Origin of the sequence: Streptomyces sp. NBC_00663, assembly GCF_036226885.1 — a bacterium.
GTDB lineage: Bacteria > Actinomycetota > Actinomycetes > Streptomycetales > Streptomycetaceae > Streptomyces.
On the sequence record NZ_CP109027.1, the window covers coordinates 6658796 to 6677065 of the forward strand.

Genomic DNA, 18270 nt, shown 5'->3' on the forward strand with positions numbered 1-18270 from the left:
TGGACCTCGGTGTGCACGAGGTTCTCGTCGGGCAGCTGACCGCCGGGTGCCTGCTGCTCTTCGGGTTCTTTGGGCCAACGGCCGCTTATGTCGGCAGAGTTCGGACACTGTGAAGATGCTGTGAAAACCGCGTCTGTGAATGGCTTGAGTTCACCCTGCCTCTGTCGTCGGTCTGTCCCTACGGTTCCGGGTTGCAAGACACCACCCCCCAACCCCCCATGGAGAGACCATGACTCGTGGGCTCCTGCTGAGCGGTGCGGTAGCCGCTCTGCTCACCACGGCACTACCGGCGCAGGCCGCCACGTCGTCCGGCGGATTCGAGGACCCGCCGCCGGACAAGATCGTCATCAAGGTCGCGACGGTGAACGGCTCGGGCTGCCCGGCCGGTACGACGGCGGTCGCCGTCTCCGAGGACAACACGGCCTTCACGGTGACCTACAGCGAGTACCTCGCCCAGGCGGGCGGCGGCTCCGACCCCACGGCGTTCCGCAAGAACTGCCAGCTGAACCTGATCGTCCACGTCCCGCAAGGCTTCACGTACGCCATCGCCAGCGCGGACTACCGAGGCTTCGCCGCACTCCAGTCCGGCGCGACCGGCACCCAGAGAGCCTCGTACTACTTCCAGGGCTCCCCGAACACGGCGTCCCGCAACCACCCCTTCAACGGCCCCTACAACGACAACTGGCAGGCGACCGACACAACCGACTGGGCCCAACTGGTCTGGGCGCCCTGCGGAGTCCAGCGCAACTTCAACATCAACACGGAGCTGAGGGTCGCGGCGGGCTCGACGTCCGCGAACAAGGTCAGCTTCATGACGATGGACTCGACGGACGGGGACATCAGCACGGTGTACCACTTGGCGTGGAAGGAGTGTCCGGAGGCGTGACGCAGGCGTCGGCGTAGGCCGTCAGCGTCGAGAGAGGGCCATGGTCAGCAGCATGACCATGCCCACCACCGCCCAGCAGACGGTCGCCCCCGCCAGCCGGAGACCGGTCATACGTGGCCGGTCTCCCGCGGCGTGGCGGGACCACAGCGGACGGGGTTCCGACCAGAAGTACGCCGGGAAGCCGAACCCGAAGACCAGCGAGGTGAGCAGCCAATATCCCGCGCTGGGAGTGCGTAGGTCGCTCCTGCACACCATGCAGGCGAGGGCGGCGATGCAGCACACCGCGACCGGCCAGGCGAAGTGGGGCATGACGAACCAGTACATGACGGGGATGAGGACATCGAGCAAGCCCAGAGCGTCGAACGGGTCGCTCTCCTCGAAGGTCACACTTGCGGCCTGCTCGCCCAACTGTCTCTTGATGTCCGCCGCGAACTGCTCGGCCGCCGGCTCCAGGGAGCTGACGTCGTAGTGATACGTGAACGCGTGGTCCCCCAGATAGCCGGTGGACCAGAAGACCCGCACCTCGCCGATGTCCGGGCTGACGACCTGCACGACGGATACGTCCCCGCTCCGCAGGTCCCGCAACAGCTCGGGCACCCCGGCGCGGGCGGGGAACAGGGTGGAACACAGGCCCAGGAACCCGGCCGCCAGCACGACCAGGGCCAGCCCCCGGAAGCTCAGGTCAGCCAGAGCGCGTACTCGGCGCCCGGCCCTGTCACGCTGGCGAGTCGGCCTGCGGGAGACGCCACTCACGAGCATCGGCTCTCCGCATCAAGGTCTCGGCTGTGGTGGGGTCGGTGAGGAACGGGTGGACGCGACGAATGCAGTCGACCTGTCCTTGGACTGACTTGCGGAGCTGGTTCTGGTTCCGGGCGCTGTAGGAGATGCCGCCGCGCTTCTCCACGACACCGGCGGCGATGGCGAGCGGTTCGAGGTCGACGGTCAGATTGGCATGTCGCCCTTGCTGCCGCTGCCGCTGCTGTAGCTGTGGTCCGGTTGCCGTGGCGGCATGATCGGACGGGCGTCAGAAGGAAGGACGGCTAACCATGATCCTCCCGAAGGTCAGAGACCCTCGCTTCGTGACGATCCGCCGCGGTGGGACCCTCACTGATTCGGATCACCATCTCCTCGCCCTTTGGGCGGCATCTTGCGCGGAGCACGTCCTTGACCTCTTCGAGTCGGCCCAGCCTGAGGACCCACGCCCGCGCCAGGCGATCGAGCATGCCCGCGCCTGGGTCCGTGGCGAGGTCAAGATGATGCAGGCCCGCGCGGCGGGCGGCCATGCAATGGGCGCCGCTCGCGACCTGCGCGGCGCAGCACGGCATGCCGCTTACGCCGCAGGTCAAGCCGCAGTCGTCGCACACGTCGCCGCGCACGAGCTTGGCGCGGCTGCCTATGCGATCAAGGCCGCACGCGCAGCCGCGCCAAAAGATGAGAGTGAGGCCGCAGGGCGACTCGAATGCCAGTGGCAGCGCGACCAGCTCCCGGAAGCGATTCGCGAGCTGGTACTCGACGACCAGCGATTGCGCAACGACATCTGCTGGTCGGTGTTTGACTGCTGAGGCTGCCGAGACGGCCGCTCCGATGACGACGCCCGGTCGGAGCTGAACGTTTCGGCGCCGCTCGAAAGGGTGAACGGGTTCTGGTTCCCCGGGTGGCTTGTCCGGGGTCCGATCTACGTTGCGCGCATGGTCACTTCAGCTCATGAGGGTATGCACCGGATCTTTCAGGAGCGGCCCGAGATCCTGGCACCCGTGTTCGGAGCGCTGGGCGTCCCGTTGTCCGCGAAGGCGACCGTGGACGCCGTCACCACGGACGTGACGGAGACCCGGCCGCTGGAGCGCCGCGTGGATACCGTACTGCGCATCGGCCCGTCCGACGGTGATGACTTTCTGCTCGCCATCGAGGCGCAGTCGGCCAAGGTCATGGGCAAGGAGGCGAGTTGGGCGTACTACGTCGCATATCTCCAGGCGAAGTACCGTCTGCCCGTGCTGCTTCTCGTGGTCTGTCAGGACCGGGCCACGGCCAAATGGGCAGCGGGGCCTTTCGACTGCGGTGCGCGTGGCTGGACGGCGCTCCGGGTGTATCCGCTCGTCGCCGGGCCGGACAACCTGCCGGTGATCACCAACGCCAGGACCGTGGCGAAGAACCTCGCGCTCGCTGTGCTCTCGGCCTTGGCGCACGCCCGCAGCCCGGAGTGTGACGCCATACTGGAAGCCATCGGCAGCGCCCTTCAGGAACTCAGGGAGACCGATTCCGGCACCGCCGAGTACTTCTTCGAGTTCCTGGAAATCAACCTGGGTGACACCCCAGCCGCAGAGAAATGGAAGGGAATCATGTCGTTCGTCAGCTACTTCCCCGGCCGGGGGACGGTTCGTGAGACGGCCTACCTGGAGGGCAAGGCCGACGGCGAAGCCACAGGTGAGGCCCGAGGCGAGGCCAAGGGGGTTCTGTTCGTACTGGAGGTGCGCGGCATCTCCGTGTCGGACAGCGTGCGTGAGCGCATCACCAGCTGCACCGACCTTGACCGCGTGGACGCCTGGTTGGAGCGGTCCCGCACGGTCGAGCGGGCCGAGGATCTGTTCGTCGAGGATCCTGAGGATGCGGATGTTCCGGGGACCGGTCCGCGACAGGACTGACTGTCCGGCAGTCATCGGCGGCACGCGGTCTCCCTGGGGCCCGCCGCCGGCAGCGGGACCCAGGGAGGTGTGGCATCGCGGGAGGGGCTGGGTCAGACCTCCACGCCGAGGGTCAGCGTGCCGGTGTACCCGGATGACGGTGAGCTGCCGATCGCCGTCAGGGTCAGGAGGCCGGAGGATGCGCCGGCGTCGTCGTAGATCGAGTCCTGGGCCAGTGTCGTGCGGGTGACCGTGTTCGCCGAGTACGGGGACAGCGCGCCCACTCTCGCCGTGATCGTCTCGTCGAAGAACAGCTGGCCGGTGTGGACCTCGGTGCCGCCGGTGAAGGAGCCGTCCGAGGTGAGGGTCACGCCGGTGTGGACCTTGACGTGGATGTGGACGCAGCGTCCCCGGTACCAACCCGGGTACACCGTGGTGATGTTGGCGACGCCGCTGGAGTTGGTGAGGACACCGCCCCGCAGGAACGTGCCGTTGTCGGACTCGTTGTGGCCGTTGTTGCCGACGTAGCCGGAGTACTCGCCGAGCGCGTCGGCGTGCCAGATCTCCACGAGGGCGTTGGGGATCGCCGCGCAGGTGTCGTCGTTGACGACGGTGAGCGCGAGCTTGAGGACGAAGCCGGTCTTCGTCTCGCGGATGTCGGAGCGGACGAGCGCGCCGTCCAGGTAGTAGGGGCCTTCGGTCATCTCCTTCGTGAGGGTGCAGACGGCCGCGGCGGCGACAGGGGCGGTGTGGTCGGCCGCGTCGGCTGTGGGGGCTTCGGGCGCGGCGGCGCCTACGGCAACTGCCGCTGCCGTGGCGCCGGTTGCGATCAGAACGGTGCGGCGCCCGACCGGGGTGGGGGTTGCTTCCGAAGTGTCTGTCATGGACACGGCACCGTAGAAACGCATGCTGTCGGAGGGCTGTCAGTTAGGCAAAGTGACGGAGCGTCAAGAGCTGTGCAGGACACGGTGATCGGCGGACGTCAAAAGGCTCTGACCAGGGCCATTCCGGGGCGCCTCGATGCACCGGCTGTCGATGATCCGGTCGGCGATCCCGTTTGCCGAGTCTGCGCGCCGCTGCCCGCTCCCGCCTTACGTCAGCCGCGCGCAACGCAATGTCCGAATGCCGCCCGACGAAACGCGCGCCGCGACCCTCTCAGGCCGCGAAGTCGTCGATCAACCCCGCGATGTCGTCCCCTGTGAGGGGCTGCTGCATGGCGCTCAGCAGGCTCGCCGCAGCGGGCAGGGTGTTCTGCTCGTCGACGAGGGTCACGCTCACGTAGTCGTGGTCCGGGATCAGGACCATCGCGGCCCGATAGCCGGGCAGGCGTCCGTTGAGGTACAGCTGGCCCGAGGGGCCCAGTGCCCATCCGAGGCCGTATGTCATCGGGTCGTCGGGGCGGGTGCGCGGGCGGCGGATCTCCTCCAGGAGGGGGCGGTCCGTGGTCAGCAGGGCCTCGCCCACCGCCAGCAGCTCCGGCACCGACGACCACAGGCCGCCGCTGGGGCGCCGGGTGCGGGGGTAGGGAAGTGGCGGGAGTTCGGCCGTACCGTCCCAGCCGGGGACGGCGGTCGTCGGAGGGGTGGTGAAGCCCGTCTGGCTCAGGTGCCAGGGGGTGAGGGTGGACTCCCGCAGCGCGTTCTCGTACGTCGTACCGCTCAGGGTCGCGAGGATCGCGCCTGCCAGGAAGTAGTTGCCGTTGTAGTACGACCAACGCGTCCCGGGCGCCCGCTCGTTCCCGACGCGGACGACCAGCCGCGCCGCCTCCAGGTGCGCGTCGTCCCCCTCGCCCAGCGCCTTCACCGTCGCCGCGTCCACCGACTCGCGCAGGCCGGACACCTGGCCCAGCAGTTGGGCGACGGTGAGGCGCGTGTCCGCCCGCCAGTCCGGCGCGAGGGCGGGCAGCAGGTCGACGGCGGGGGTGTCCAGCGGTACGCCCTTGTCCCGCAGCGTGCGGACCAGGGCCGCGGAGGTGAAGACCTTCGTCAGCGACGCGATACGGAAGCACGACTCCGGCGCCACGTCCCCGGCTGTCCCGCGCGTCGCCGTCGTACGTATCCCCGCCCGCGACGCCCCCGCCACCACCGCCGGGACAGCACTCAGACCGGCCTGCTCGTTCATCAGCTCCTGAAGATCCACAGCGGCCATGCTAGTGACCGCACCGCAGCCCCCTCGTCCACAGACTTCGCCCAGGAACGCTTCAGGTAGGCCCCCGATCCTCCTCCGTATGCACGGAAACGGACACGGGCACGGACATGGACACCGCCCCCGCACCCCAGAAGCCGAACGCAGCCGCCGCTGGTTCATGAACAAGGCGCTGCTCGCCGGTGGCGTCGCCGCCGTGGCGACCATGACCGGCTGCTCATCGGGCTCCTCCGCCGACTCGGCAGCCGACTCCGCGAGCTCCTCCGCGGCCCCGAACGGCGCCCCCAGCGGTATGCCCTCCGGCGGACCGGGTGGCGGTGGGGGCGGCGGCATGGGCCCCGGCGCCTCCCAGGTCAAGTACGCGGACGTCGTGGGCGTCACCACCGACGGCAAGGTCGTCGACGACCTGTACACGATCCACTCCACCGACGTCTCCACGGACGGACTCGTCAAGGCGGCCCAGGCGTTCCTCGACGGGCTGTCCGCCAAGGAGCGCAAGTCCTGCGTTTTCGACATCGACGCCGACGAATTGGACGGCGTGGAGCAATGTCGACGGCTACGACCGCAAGGGCGTCCGCATGGGCGACCTGACCGAGAAGCAGCGGAACCTCGGCTATGCCCTGCTGGGCGAGGCCCTGTCCGCCGACGGGCTCACCCAGACGCGCGGGATCATGAAGCTCAACGCGTTTCTCGGGGACTCCAACGGCGGGAACCAGAAGACCCTGACCGAGGGGCACTACTTCTTCACCTTCATGGGCACCCCGTCGACCACGAAGCCGTGGGGCTTCCAGTACGAGGGCCATCACGTCGCGATCAACTACTTCGTCCTGGGCGACCAGATCGTGATGACGCCGACCTTCATGGGCTCCGAGCCCACGACGGGCACCTACAAGGGCGAGAAGATCACCCTCTTCCGGCCGGAGACCAAGGCCGGCCTCGCCATGATCCGCTCCCTCACCTCCGCCCAGCGTGCCAAGGCGGTCTCCGCGCAGTCGAACGGCAACGAGGACATGAAGGCCGGCGCGGGCCAGGACAACCTCAAGCTCGCCTACGAGGGGCTCAAGGGCTCCGAACTCACCTCCGCACAGCGGAAGAAGCTGCTGGCGCTGGCGCGGGTGTACATCGGCTACGTCAACGAGGGCCACGCCGAGGTCAGGATGACCGAGGTGGAGGACCACCTGGACGACACGTACTTCTTCTGGATGGGCGAGACGAAGGACGACTCCGCCTTCTACTACCGCATCCACAGTCCGGTCGTCCTCATCGAGTACGACGCCCAGGCCCCCCTCTTCTACAAGGGGGCCTCCTCGGCCGGCGGGGCTCCGTCCCAGGAGCACATCCACACCATCGTCCGTACGCCCAACGGCGGCGACTACGGCATTGACCTGCTCAAGCTCCATCTGGAGAACGATCACTGACGGTACGTCAGCGGACAGCAGCAGGCGCGCCCCCGTTCCGGCACTTGGAACGGGGGCGCGCCTTACGTCAGTTGGCCGCGCAGGCCAGGTTCCAGCCGCCGTACGAGCCGCTCACGTACGAGCCGTTGTCGACGTGGCCGACGCGGAAGTAGAAGCAGGCCGCCTCGTTCATGTCGGTGTCGTAGATGTAGGCGTTGGAGATGCTCCACCCGGTGTAGCCGCCCGTGTAGTCCACGTTGATCTTCGTGTTGCTCGTGGAGGGGCTGCCCGTGGTGGGGTTGGTGTACTGGAGGCGCACGCCCTTGCCGTCCGAGCACACGTCGAGAATCTTGAAGGTGTCGCCGTCGTCGTAGAAGTACGCGGCTCCACAGGAGTTGCTGGAGCTGGCGGTGTAGATGTCGGCGGCGTAGGACGAGCCTGCCGTCCCGACCACGAGGGCCGCGGCGACGAGGCCGGGTACGGCCAGGTGTCTGAGTTTGGGCATGACTGAACTCCTTGCAGGGCTAGGGGGGTTGGCGTGGGGGGAGTTCACGTCGTCGACACGGTGTGAACGGACTATGCCCAATATTTGATCTCTGTACAAGAGGTCTTCGGCTGTCGGCCGGCTGTGAATGTCAGGGCTGTTGGCGCACGAGTGACGTCAGGGCTGTTGACGCGGAAGTGATTCGATTCTACGGTCCGTCCGAATTGACGATCGGCGTTCGAAATTCCGGACGTCGACTCCCCCTTCCGTCAAGGAGGCCCGTGTGAGCCGCACCTCGCGCGTCCGAACCACCCTCCTCGCCCTTCCCGCCGCCGCTCTCCTTGCCCTGATCCCCTCCACTGCCTCGGCGTACCCCAACCCCGGCACGGTCACCGGCGCCACGGTCATCCATGACCCCACGATGATCCGCACCTCCGCCGGCCGCTACCTCCTCTACGGCACCGGAGGCGGCCTCGGCTACCGGACCTCGACCGACCGGATCGCCTTCACGGCGGGCAGCGACGCCTTCACCACCAAGCCCGGCTGGTGGTCCTCGTACGCCACCGAGGCCTGGGCGCCCGACATCTCGTACCACGGCGGCAAGTACCTGATGTACTACGCCCTCTCGTCGACCTTCGGCTCCAACAAGTCGGCGATCGGGCTCGCCGCTTCGACGACCGGTCTTCCCGGCTCCTGGACCGACTACGGCACCGTCTACACCTCCACCACCTCCAGCGACTACAACGCCATCGACCCGAACCTCTTCGTGGACGACGACGGCACGTGGTGGCTGTCCTTCGGCAGTTGGTGGACCGGCCTGAAGATGATCCAGATCGACCCCGCCACCGGGAAGCAGCTCTCCTCCAACACCACCCGGTACTCGATCGCGTCCCGCCCCACCGGGACCAAGGCCGTCGAGGCGCCGTACATCGTCAAGCGCAACGGCTACTACTACCTCTTCGCCTCGTACGACACCTGCTGCGCCGGCACGAGTTCGACCTACAAGGTCAAGGTCGGCCGGGCCACCAGCGTCACCGGCCCGTACTACGACAAGAGCGGCGTGGCGATGACGAACAACGGCGGCACCGCCGTCCTGGAGTCGCACGGCAGCATCATCGGCCCCGGCGGCCAGTCGATCATGAACGACTCCGACGGCGACCTGATCGTCTACCACTACTACGACGGCAACGACAACGGCACGCCCAAGCTGGGCATCAACCTTCTGAACTGGAGCAGCGGATGGCCCGTCGCCTACTGACCCTGCTGGCAGCGCTGCTGCTCGCCCTGTCGCTCGGACAGTCCTCCGCGAGCGCGGCCTCTTTCGCCAACCCCATCAAGGCGCAGAAGGGCGCCGACCCCTGGATCTCGTACTACAACGGCAACTACTACATGGTGACGACGAGTTGGACCAACGTCATCACCATGCGCAAGTCGACCACGCTGGCCGGGCTCGCCACCGCGCCCAACTACCAGGTGTGGACCGGCGACGCGTCCTCGCGCTGCTGCAACATCTGGGCGCCGGAGATCCACTTCCTCAACGGCAAGTGGTACCTGTACTACGTCGCCGGACAGAACATCACCGACTACAACGCCACCCAGCGCACCCATGTCCTCGAAAGCGCCGGGACGGACCCCACCGGGCCCTACACCTACAAGAACCAGCTCAACTCCGCCTGGATGCTGGACCCGACGGTCGGCACCATCAACGGCCAGCTCTACCTCTTCGGCAGCGCGAGCGGCGGCACGCAGAACCTGGTGGCCGCCAGGATGTCCAACCCGTACACCCTCGCCACCGGCTTCTCGACCATCTCCACGCCGACGTACTCCTGGGAGAAGTCCGGCGGCACGGTCAACGAGGGCCCGGAGATCCTCCAGCGCAACGGCCAGACCTACCTCATCTACTCGGCGAGCGGCTGCTGGACCCCCGACTACAAACTCGGCCAGCTGACTCTGACGGGCTCCGACCCCCTCTCGGCCTCCTCCTGGACGAAGAAGACCACCCCCGTCTTCCAGCGCAACGACTCGGCAGGCGTCTACGGCCCCGGCCACAACGGCTTCTTCACCTCGCCGGACGGCACCGAGAACTGGATCGTCTACCACGCCAACGACTCGTCCTCCGACGGCTGTGACAACGGCCGTACGACCCGCGCCCAGAAGTTCACCTGGAACTCCGACGGCACCCCGAACCTCGGCACCCCGGTGGCCCTCGGCGCGAGCATGACGGGCCCGTCCGGCGAGCCGTCGTCCACCTCCACGACGTACACCATCACCAACCGCAACAGCGGCAAGTGCCTCGATGTGGCCGGGAGTTCGACGGCCGACGGCGCCAACGTCCAGCAGTACACCTGCAACGGCGGCAACAACCAGAAGTGGCGTACAGAGGACCAGGGTGACGACACCAGTCGCCTGGTGAACGTGGCAACGGGCAAGGTCCTGGACACGGCGGACTGTTCCAGCGCGGACGGCGCCGACCTACGCCAGTGGAGCTGGCTGAACAACACCTGCCAACGCTTCCGCTTCGTGGTGACGGACAGCAGCTACGTGAGGATCGTCAACGAGGCGACAGGCAAGGTGGCCGATGTAGCCGACTGCTCCACGGCGGACGCGGCAGACGTCAGGCAATGGACCTGGCTGAACAACAATTGCCAACAGTGGAAACTGAACCCGGCCTAGCTGCAACGCCCTGAAGGGGCGCGGGGAACCGCGCGACCAGCCACAACGGACCCGCACCCGCCCGCGCCCCTCAGGCCCCCGCAGCATTAGGCCAAGCCCCACTGTTCGGCCACCCCTGAGCCGGCGCCGGCGTCAACCCATTGGTCCCCCGAACCTGCGCAGCGGTCAGCCCACCCCGCGCAGGCACCCCAGGCGGCGTAGGCCCATCAGGCACCCCGTACGGCGACTGAACGGCCGCAGCAGGAGCAACCGGCATAGGCGTAGGCATCGGCATCGGCTGAGGCGCCGCAGGCATGGGCATGGGCATGGGCTGAGGCTGCGGAGCAACCGGCTGAGGCGCCGCAGGCATAGGCGCCGCCATAGCCTGCGCAGCCAGCGGCATGCCCACCCCGTTGCTCATCAGCCGGTCCACGGCCGCCGTACCCGAGCTGTAGCTGGTCCCGGTAGCCAGCTCGGGCACGGCGGCTCCCCTCCTGGTCCCGTAGAGCACCTGTTCCAGCGCGGACACCAGGCGACGCACGTCCGTCTGGGGGCGCACCACGAGACGCAGGAAGCGGCTGGACGAGCCGATCTTGTTGCCGCACTCGCGGACCAGGATCCGGTGCTCGGAGAGCAGGCGGTCCCGGACCACGGTGCCTTCGGCGCCCACGGGGAGGCGCACGAAGAGAAAGTTGCCCTGGGAGGGGTAGACGGTCAGACCGGGGAGGGCGGAGAGCTGGCTCGACATGTCGAGGCGGTCCCGGTAGACCTGCTGGAGGCTCTGCGCGTACTCGGCGCCGTGCTCCTTGAGCATGAACACCACGTACTCGGCGAAGGCGTTGAGGTTCCACTTCGGCAGCATCGAGCGGACGCGGCCGGCGAGGGCCGGGTTGGCGACCATGTAGCCGAAGCGTATGCCGTGCAGCCCGAAGTTCTTGCCGAGCGACCGGAGCACGATCACGTTCGGCCGCAGCATCGCCTCCTGCACCACCGAAGGCTCCGCCTCCGCGTCGGCGAACTCCAGGAAGCTCTCGTCGATGACGACCAGGTCGAGGTCGGCCATCGCGTCCATGAACTGCACGACGGCGTGCTTGTGGAGGAAGCCGCCGTCGGGGTTGTTGGGGTTGCAGATCACGGCCGCCCGGGTCCCCCTGGCCCGGATGAACTCGGCGTACTGGGCGAGGTCGAGGGCGAAGCCGCTGGACTCCTGGAGCGGGAACATGTCGACCCGCTTGCCGGTCTCCATGGGCTGGTCGGTCCAGCGGCCGAAGGTGGGGACGGGGATGGCGAGGGACTCACGGACCAGCAGGTGGTCGATCCAGGTGATCAGTTCGGTCGAGCCGTTGCCCATCGCCACGGCCTGCGGCGGGAGTTGGAGGAGGTTGCACAGCTCGGCGGTGATGGTGTCGGCGCTGGACGGGTAGTACGTGATGATGTCGCGGAGGCGGCCGGACATCTCGTCCCACATCCCCGGGGTGGGGAAGTAGGGGTTCACCGGAATACAGAAGTCGATCGGGCCTGCCCCGTCGCCGACCGCCCGCGTCAGCGCCGCCATGGACGGGCTGTGCGCCGCTGTGCTGCGGAACAGCGAGGTGACGTTCTCGGCCATGGAACCTCCGTATGGGGCGGACCCGTCGGGGACGGCCGGGTCCGTCGTCTTTGGGTGGCCCGCGCGGGGGAGCACGGGCCGCTCATACATACGGGGGCTGCGGGGGCACTGTTCAACCGCTGAGAAATCGGTAAGAAATTGTGTGCCACCTGTGAAGGAGGGTCACGTGTGGAAGGAGTGCACGGTCGTCGACCGGTAGGTCTGCCCAGGTCGCAGCACGGTCGAGGGGAAGTTCTCGTGGTTCGGGGAGTCAGGATAGTGCTGGGTCTCCAGGCACAGCGCGTCGCCCTGACGGTAGGTGCGGCCGGCCGGGCCGACCAGCGTTCCGTCGAGGAAGTTGCCCGAGTAGAACTGCACGCCGGGCTCGGTGGAGGCGATCCGCAGGGTGCGGCCCGAGGCGGGGTCGAGCAGGGTCGCCACGGTCTCCGGTTCCGCCGTGACCCCCTTGTCCAGGACCCAGTTGTGGTCGTACCCCTTGGCCGCGAGCAGCTGCGGATGCCCGGTGCGCAGATCCCGGCCGATCGGCTTCGACTCGCGGAAGTCGAAGGGCGTGCCCGCCACCGGCGCCAGCTCACCGGTCGGGATCAGGCCCGGGTCGGTGGGCGTGAAGTGGGCCGCGGGGATGGCCAGTTCGTGGTTCTCGATCGTGCCGCTGCCCTCACCCGTGAGGTTCCAGTAGACGTGGTTGGTGAGGTTGACGATCGTGGCCTGGTCGGTGGTGGCCTCGTAGTCGATGCGCCAGTCGCCCTCGGCGGTGAGGGTGTACGTCACCTTCACCGTGAGCGTGCCCGGGTAGCCCATCTCGCCGTCGGGGGAGATGTACGACAGGCGCAGGCCGATGTCGGTGCCGCGCTCGAAGGGCTCGACGTCCCAGACCACCGTGTCGAAGCCCGCCTCGCCGCCGTGCAGGCTGTTCTCGCCGTCGTCGACGGAGAGTTGGTGCACCGAACCGTCCAGCGTGAACGCGCCCTTGCCGATGCGGTTGCCGTACCGGCCGATCAGCGCCCCGAAGTACGGGCTGGAGGTCACGTAGTCCTCGACGCGGGTGAAGCCCAGGGAGACGTTCGCGTACCGGCCGTGCCGGTCGGGGACCTCCAGGGACTGCACGATCCCGCCGTAGGACAGGACCTTGATACGGGTGCCGCCGTTCTCCAGCGACCAGCGGTGGATCTCGGTGCCGTCGGCGAGCTTGCCGAAGAGTTCCTTCACCGGGGTTACTCCCTTCCTCAGGAAAGGTCCATGGGAAAGGGCCCCGCCGTGTGGCGGGGCCCGATGCGGTCGAACCGGTCTGCTAGGAACCGGACTTGCGCTTGTTCCACACGTCGAACCCGACCGCGGCCAGCAGGGCGAGGCCCTTGATGACCTGCTGCCAGTCGGAGCCGACGCTGAGGAGGTTCATGCCGTTGTTCAGGACACCGAGGACCAGACCGCCGATGATCGCGCCGAGGACGGTGCCGACACCGCCGCTCATGGACGCGCCGCCGATGAACGCCGAGGCGATGGCCTCCAGTTCGTAGTTGAGGCCCGCCTTCGGGGACGCCGCGTTCAGTCGCGCGGCGATCGCCAGACCCGCCAGGGCCGCGAGCGCGCCCATGTTCAGGAAGACGAGGAAGGTGACCTTCTTGTCCTTCACACCGGACAGCTTCGCGGCCGGCAGGTTGCCGCCGATCGCGTAGATGTGCCGGCCGAAGATCGAGTTGCGCATCAGGTAGCCGTAGCCGACGACCAGCGCGCCCAGGATGAGCAGGACGATCGGCGCACCCTTGTAGCTGGCGAGCAGCATGGTGACGACGAGGATCGCGGCGACGATCGAGACGAGCTTCAGCAGGAAGATGTTCCTGGGCAGCACGTCGAGGGAGAACTCCTGCTGGCGCCCCCGGTCGCGGACCTCCTGGAGGACCACGAAGACGATCAGGGCGAAGCCCAGCAGCAGCGTGATGTTGTGGTAGTTGGTGTCCGGGCCGGTCTCCGGCAGGAAGCCGTTGCCGATCTTCTGGAGTCCGCTCGGGAACGGGCCGAGGGTCTGGCCCTCCAGCAGAATCTCGGTGAAGCCGCGGAAGACCAGCATGCCCGCGAGGGTGACGATGAACGACGGTATGCCGAGATACGCGATGAGGAAGCCCTGGGCCGCCCCCGCGCCCGCGCCGACCGCCAGGCTCAGCACCACGGCTATCGGCCAGGACACATCGTGCTGGACCGTCAGTACCGCCGCGAACGCACCCACGAACGCCGTGACCGAGCCGACCGACAGGTCGATGTGGCCCGCGATGATGACCAGCATCATGCCGATCGCGAGGATCAGCACATAGCTGTTCTGCAACACCAGGTTGGAGACGTTGCGCGGCAGCAGCAGGTCACCGTCGGTCCACACCGCGAACAGCGCGACGATCAGGCCGAGGGCGATCAGCATGCCGTACTGGCGCATGTTGCGGCGCAGGCCGTCCAGCATCAGCTGCAACAGGTTGTCGCCGGAGGCGGAGCCGCTCTTGCCCGGCGGCGCCGGGGCCGGCGTCTTGGCGGTCACGTCCGTGCTCATCGGGTTACCTCTTTGTCCTTGGTCATCTGGCGCATCAGCGATTCCTGCGAGGCCTCGGCACGGGAGAACTCGCCGGTCAGCCGCCCGGCGGCCATCGTGTAGATGCGGTCACACATGCCGAGCAGCTCGGGCAGCTCGGACGAGATGAAGACCACCGCCTTGCCCTGTGCGGCCAGCTGGTCGATGACGGTGTAGATCTCGTACTTGGCACCGACGTCGATGCCTCGGGTGGGTTCGTCCAGGATCAGCACCTCGGGACCGGCGAAGATCCACTTGCTGAGGACGACCTTCTGCTGGTTGCCGCCGGACAGCTTGCCCACCGGCTCGAAGACGGTCGGCGCCTTGATGTTCATGGACTTGCGGAAGCCCTCGGCGACCTTCCGCTCCTCGTGCTCGTCGACCACACCTCGCTTGGCGACCTTGTTCAGGGCGCTCAGCGAGATGTTGCGGTTGATGGTGTCGATGAGGTTGAGGCCGTAGTGCTTGCGGTCCTCGGTGACATAGGCGATGCCGTGGTCGACCGCCTCGGCGACCGACTTGGTACGGATCTCCTTGCCGTCCTTGAGGACCGTGCCGGCCGCGTGCCGCCCGTAGGAGCGGCCGAACACGCTCATCGCGAGCTCGGTGCGGCCCGCGCCCATCAGCCCGGCGATGCCGACGATCTCCCCGCGCCGGACATGGATCGACACGTCGTCGACGACCTTGCGCTGCTGGTCGATCGGGTGGTGCACGGTCCAGTCGCGGATCTCCAGGGCCGGAGCCGCGTCCAGCTCACCGTCGTACGCGGTGCGTTCGGGGAAGCGGTGGTCGAGGTCGCGGCCGACCATGCCGGAGATGATCCGGTCCTCGGAGGTCTCCTCGGACTTCACGTCGAGGGTCTCGATGGTCTTGCCGTCGCGGATGATCGTGACGGAGTCGGCGACCTTGCGGATCTCGTTGAGCTTGTGCGAGATGATGATCGAGGTGATGCCTTGCTTCTTCAACTCCAGGATCAGATCCAGGAGTTTGCCGCTGTCCTCGTCGTTCAGGGCGGCGGTGGGCTCGTCCAGGATCAGCAGCTTCACCTTCTTGGAGAGCGCCTTGGCGATCTCCACCAGCTGCTGCTTGCCGACACCGATGTCGGCGACCCGGGTCTCGGGGTGCTCGCTGAGCCCCACCCGGCGCAGCAGCTCGCTCGCGTGCCGCAGGGTCTCGCGCCAGTCGATGAAGCCGCGCGAGGCGTGCTCGTTGCCGAGGAAGATGTTCTCCGCGAGGGAGAGGTAGGGCACCAGCGCCAGCTCCTGGTGGATGATGACGATGCCGTGCGCCTCGCTCGCCCGGATGTCCTTGAACTCGCAGACGTCCCCTTCGAAGAGGATCTCGCCCTCGTACGTGCCGTGCGGATGGACTCCGGAGAGCACCTTCATCAAGGTGGACTTCCCGGCGCCGTTCTCACCGCAGATGGCGTGGACCTCGCCCTGGCGGACGGTCAGCGTGACGTCCGACAGCGCTTTCACACCGGGAAAGGTCTTGACGATCGAGCGCATTTCCAGGACGGGTCCCGCCATGGTCGTGCCTTCCAATCTGGGTTTCTTACAAGCGACTACAGAGGACGGGGAACTACTTGAGCTCGCCCTCGGTGTAGTAGCCGCCGTCGACCAGGACCTGCTTGTAGTTGCTCTTGTCGACGCTCACCGGCTTGAGCAGGTAGGCGGGGATGACCTTGGAGCCGTTGTCGTAGGTCTTGGTGTCGTTGGTCTCGGGCTTCTTGTCGTTGAGCACCGCGTCGACCATGTTGGCCGCGACCTTGGCCAGCTCACGGGTGTCCTTGTAGACGGTCTGCGTCTGCTCGCCCGCGATGATCGACTTCACGGAGGCCAGCTCGGCGTCCTGACCGGTCAGGACCGGGAGCGGCTTGGCCTTGGTGCCGTAGCCGTCGGACTTCAGCGCCGACAGGATGCCGATGGAGATGCCGTCGTACGGCGACAGGACCGCGTCGACCCGGCCGGACTTGTAGGAGCCGGTCAGGATGTCGTCCATGCGGCGCTGGGCGGTGGCGCCGTCCCAGCGCAGGGTGGTGACCTTGTTGAGGTCGACCTGGCCGGACTTGACGACGAGCTTCTTGGAGTCGATGTACGGCTTCAGGACGCTCATCGCGCCGTTGAAGAAGTACTTGGTGTTGTTGTCGTCGTTGGAGCCGGCGAACAGCTCGATGTTGAAGGGGCCCTTGCCGGAGGCGAGGCCGAGCTTGTCGACGATGTAGCTGGCCTGGAGCTCGCCGACCTTGCTGTTGTCGAAGGAGGCGTAGTAGTCGACGTTCGGCGTGCCGAGGATCAGGCGGTCGTAGGCGATGACGGGGATGCCCGCGTCCTTCGCCTCCTGGAGCACGTTGTTGAGCGACTTGTTGTCGATCGCGGCGACGATCAGCGCCTTGACGCCCTGGGTGATCAGGTTCTCGATCTGCGAGACCTGCTGGTCGGGCTCGTCCTCGCCGTAGACCAGCTTGGTCTTGTAGCCCAGCTTCTGAAGGTTGGTCTCGACGTTCTTGCCGTCGGCGATCCAGCGCTCGGAGGACTTGGTCGGCATCGCGATGCCGATGGTGCCGCCCTTGGAGTCGCCCTTGCTCTCCGCGCTGCCACCCTCGCTGTCCTGGCCACAGGCGGTCAGGGAGAGGGCGAGGACGGCCGAGGTGGCTATGGCGGAGAGTGCAGCTCTGCGGTTAAGCATGATCATCATCCTTGATGTTCTAGAGACCGGGGGCGGTCCGGCGATGCGGGCGCCGGTCGGTGGTGCTGGATCGACCGAGAGAAGTTGTGTCGGAGTCTGTTCGACTCCGTCGGCTTCTGTGAAGGGGCGTTGTCCGGAACGTTATGCAGGCGTTTCGAATCGCGTCAGCGCGCCGGGCAGTCTTGAGCCGAGCGGCGCCATGTCGCCGTCCGCTCCGTGCCGTGCGAGCAGGTCCAGGGCGAGCCGTCCGCGCCGCACTCTTTCCTTGGCGGTGGACAGCGTGAGATCGCGCATGTGATGGCCGTACGGGTAGATCCCGGGAGCCTTCGACAGGCCGAACTTCAGATAGAGCGGGGCGCCGCGCCGGATCAGCTCGGCGACCTCGTACATCCGCACATAGCCGCCGAGATCGTCCGGGGCCTCGATGTACATGTCCATCGGGGCGCCCGACACCCGGCGGATCTCGGTGAGTTGATCCAGCGTCAGATCGCTGGGCACGTTGATCGAGTCGCCGCCGAGGTTCTCGTAGACGGCGTACGCGGCCGGGTTCACCGGCCCGATCAGCGCCGACACCTTGAGCGTGGTGTCGGCCGGGATGATCCCGGCGACGCGCGCCCGGTGCAGCGTCCACAGCACGCCCTCGTCGGCGACGAGCAGGCACTTCACGCCCAGCCCGGTGGCGCGGACGGCGTCCTCGACACACCCGGCGACCGCGTCGTGGCCACGGGCGCGCAGACCCGCGCCCTTGGAGTCGGTCCGGGTGGAGCCGCCGATGTCCCAGGTGCCGCGGGGGCCGGTGAACAGGCAGAGCTCGATGTCCCGCTCGGCGGTCGCCTCCACCATCTCGGTGATCTCGGCGTCGGTGAGCATCCACACGCCGCTGCCCTGGCTGATCCGGTGGATCGGCACATCGAGCCGCGAGGACTCCTTGAGGACCACGGCGAGGGCCTCGGGCCCCTCCACGGAGGGCACTTCGGTGCGCCAGCGGCCGCCGCCGGGGAAGGCGTGCTCAGAAGCGTCGGCCGGGTCGAGGGCGGGAGCGCCCAGACCGAGCGCTGCGAGCGCCTGCTCACCGGGTCGTCGGGCCGCGCTGGCGGTGGTGTCGGTCACAAGCTGTCCTTCGTGTTCGATATTTCGGACGTGGGTCGCGGCTCTGCGTGCAACATGGCTTAAAAAAGGCCCAGGGATTTGGATGTACGCCGGTACGGAGTCGTCAGGTACTCCGTACCGGCGTACG

Annotated in this window: 15 protein-coding genes and 1 pseudogene; 6 read left to right on the plus strand and 10 right to left on the minus strand. The window is 67.4% G+C overall.

All coding sequences use genetic code 11. The annotated features are described in order from the left end of the window. The first annotated feature begins 229 nt into the window (after positions 1-229). Positions 230-886, plus strand: coding sequence for a DUF4360 domain-containing protein (locus tag OG866_RS30350; RefSeq protein ID WP_329339585.1), 657 nt, complete (start codon positions 230-232; stop codon positions 884-886). 21 nt (positions 887-907) lie between these two features. Here the strand turns inward: OG866_RS30350 and OG866_RS30355 are convergent, their stop codons facing one another. Further along, positions 908-1645 carry a hypothetical protein gene (locus OG866_RS30355; protein ID WP_329339587.1) on the minus strand — a complete coding sequence of 246 codons (738 nt, stop codon included), beginning with the start codon at positions 1643-1645 and terminating at the stop codon, positions 908-910. A gap of 287 nt (positions 1646-1932) precedes the next feature. Between OG866_RS30355 and OG866_RS30360 the strand changes: the two genes are divergently transcribed. Further along, a complete protein-coding gene (locus tag OG866_RS30360) occupies positions 1933-2448 on the plus strand; it encodes a putative immunity protein (RefSeq protein ID WP_329339589.1) in 516 nt (171 codons plus the stop codon). Between the two features lie 150 nt (positions 2449-2598). After that, positions 2599-3525 carry a hypothetical protein gene (locus tag OG866_RS30365; protein ID WP_329344376.1) on the plus strand — a complete coding sequence of 309 codons (927 nt, stop codon included), beginning with the start codon at positions 2599-2601 and terminating at the stop codon, positions 3523-3525. Between the two features lie 92 nt (positions 3526-3617). On the opposite strand, the gene OG866_RS30370 is transcribed toward OG866_RS30365, so the two are convergent. Together OG866_RS30370 and OG866_RS30375 are read right to left on the minus strand one after the other, a co-directional pair. Then, positions 3618-4388, minus strand: a complete 771-nt coding sequence (locus OG866_RS30370) for an intradiol ring-cleavage dioxygenase (RefSeq protein ID WP_329339590.1) — start codon at positions 4386-4388, stop codon at positions 3618-3620. Positions 4389-4659: 271 nt separating this feature from the next. Further along, positions 4660-5652, minus strand: a complete 993-nt coding sequence (locus tag OG866_RS30375; protein WP_329339591.1) for a serine hydrolase domain-containing protein — start codon at positions 5650-5652, stop codon at positions 4660-4662. Positions 5653-6227: 575 nt separating this feature from the next. Between OG866_RS30375 and OG866_RS30380 the strand changes: the two genes are divergently transcribed. Beyond that, a complete protein-coding gene (locus OG866_RS30380) occupies positions 6228-7067 on the plus strand; it encodes a DUF3500 domain-containing protein (RefSeq protein ID WP_329339593.1) in 840 nt (279 codons plus the stop codon). A 67-nt stretch (positions 7068-7134) separates the two neighbouring features. On the opposite strand, the gene OG866_RS30385 is transcribed toward OG866_RS30380, so the two are convergent. After that, positions 7135-7551, minus strand: a complete 417-nt coding sequence (locus OG866_RS30385; RefSeq protein ID WP_329339595.1) for a hypothetical protein — start codon at positions 7549-7551, stop codon at positions 7135-7137. 262 nt (positions 7552-7813) lie between these two features. On the opposite strand from OG866_RS30385, the gene OG866_RS30390 reads away from it, so the two are divergent. Further along, positions 7814-8788: an arabinan endo-1,5-alpha-L-arabinosidase gene (locus tag OG866_RS30390; protein WP_329339597.1), complete on the plus strand. Its 975-nt coding sequence runs from the start codon at positions 7814-7816 to the stop codon at positions 8786-8788. After that, the gene (locus OG866_RS30395; RefSeq protein ID WP_329339599.1) at positions 8770-10203 is read left to right on the plus strand and encodes a family 43 glycosylhydrolase; all 1434 of its coding nucleotides are present in this window, start codon (positions 8770-8772) and stop codon (positions 10201-10203) included. Before OG866_RS30390 ends, OG866_RS30395 begins: the two co-directional genes overlap by 19 nt. A gap of 70 nt (positions 10204-10273) precedes the next feature. On the opposite strand, the gene OG866_RS30400 is transcribed toward OG866_RS30395, so the two are convergent. The 6 genes and pseudogenes from OG866_RS30400 to OG866_RS30425 all read right to left on the minus strand — a co-directional run bounded on the left by OG866_RS30400 (position 10274) and on the right by OG866_RS30425 (position 18143). Continuing rightward, positions 10274-11791 (minus strand): pyridoxal phosphate-dependent aminotransferase, encoded by a 1518-nt coding sequence (locus OG866_RS30400; protein ID WP_329339601.1) that lies wholly within the window; start codon positions 11789-11791, stop codon positions 10274-10276. Positions 11792-11953: 162 nt separating this feature from the next. Continuing rightward, a pseudogene (locus tag OG866_RS30405) lies at positions 11954-13012 on the minus strand (aldose epimerase family protein); the annotation flags it as partial. A gap of 70 nt (positions 13013-13082) precedes the next feature. Next, a complete protein-coding gene (gene mmsB, locus OG866_RS30410) occupies positions 13083-14327 on the minus strand; it encodes a multiple monosaccharide ABC transporter permease (protein WP_329339603.1) in 1245 nt (414 codons plus the stop codon). Continuing rightward, complete coding sequence (gene mmsA, locus OG866_RS30415; RefSeq protein ID WP_329339605.1) at positions 14324-15874, minus strand: multiple monosaccharide ABC transporter ATP-binding protein; 1551 nt, start codon at positions 15872-15874, stop codon at positions 14324-14326. The genes mmsB and mmsA overlap by 4 nt, the downstream gene beginning before the upstream one ends. A 52-nt stretch (positions 15875-15926) precedes the next feature. Then, complete coding sequence (chvE, locus tag OG866_RS30420; RefSeq protein WP_329339607.1) at positions 15927-17033, minus strand: multiple monosaccharide ABC transporter substrate-binding protein; 1107 nt, start codon at positions 17031-17033, stop codon at positions 15927-15929. Positions 17034-17174: 141 nt separating this feature from the next. Beyond that, a complete protein-coding gene (locus OG866_RS30425) occupies positions 17175-18143 on the minus strand; it encodes a hypothetical protein (protein WP_329339609.1) in 969 nt (322 codons plus the stop codon). Between the last annotated feature and the right edge of the window lie 127 nt (positions 18144-18270).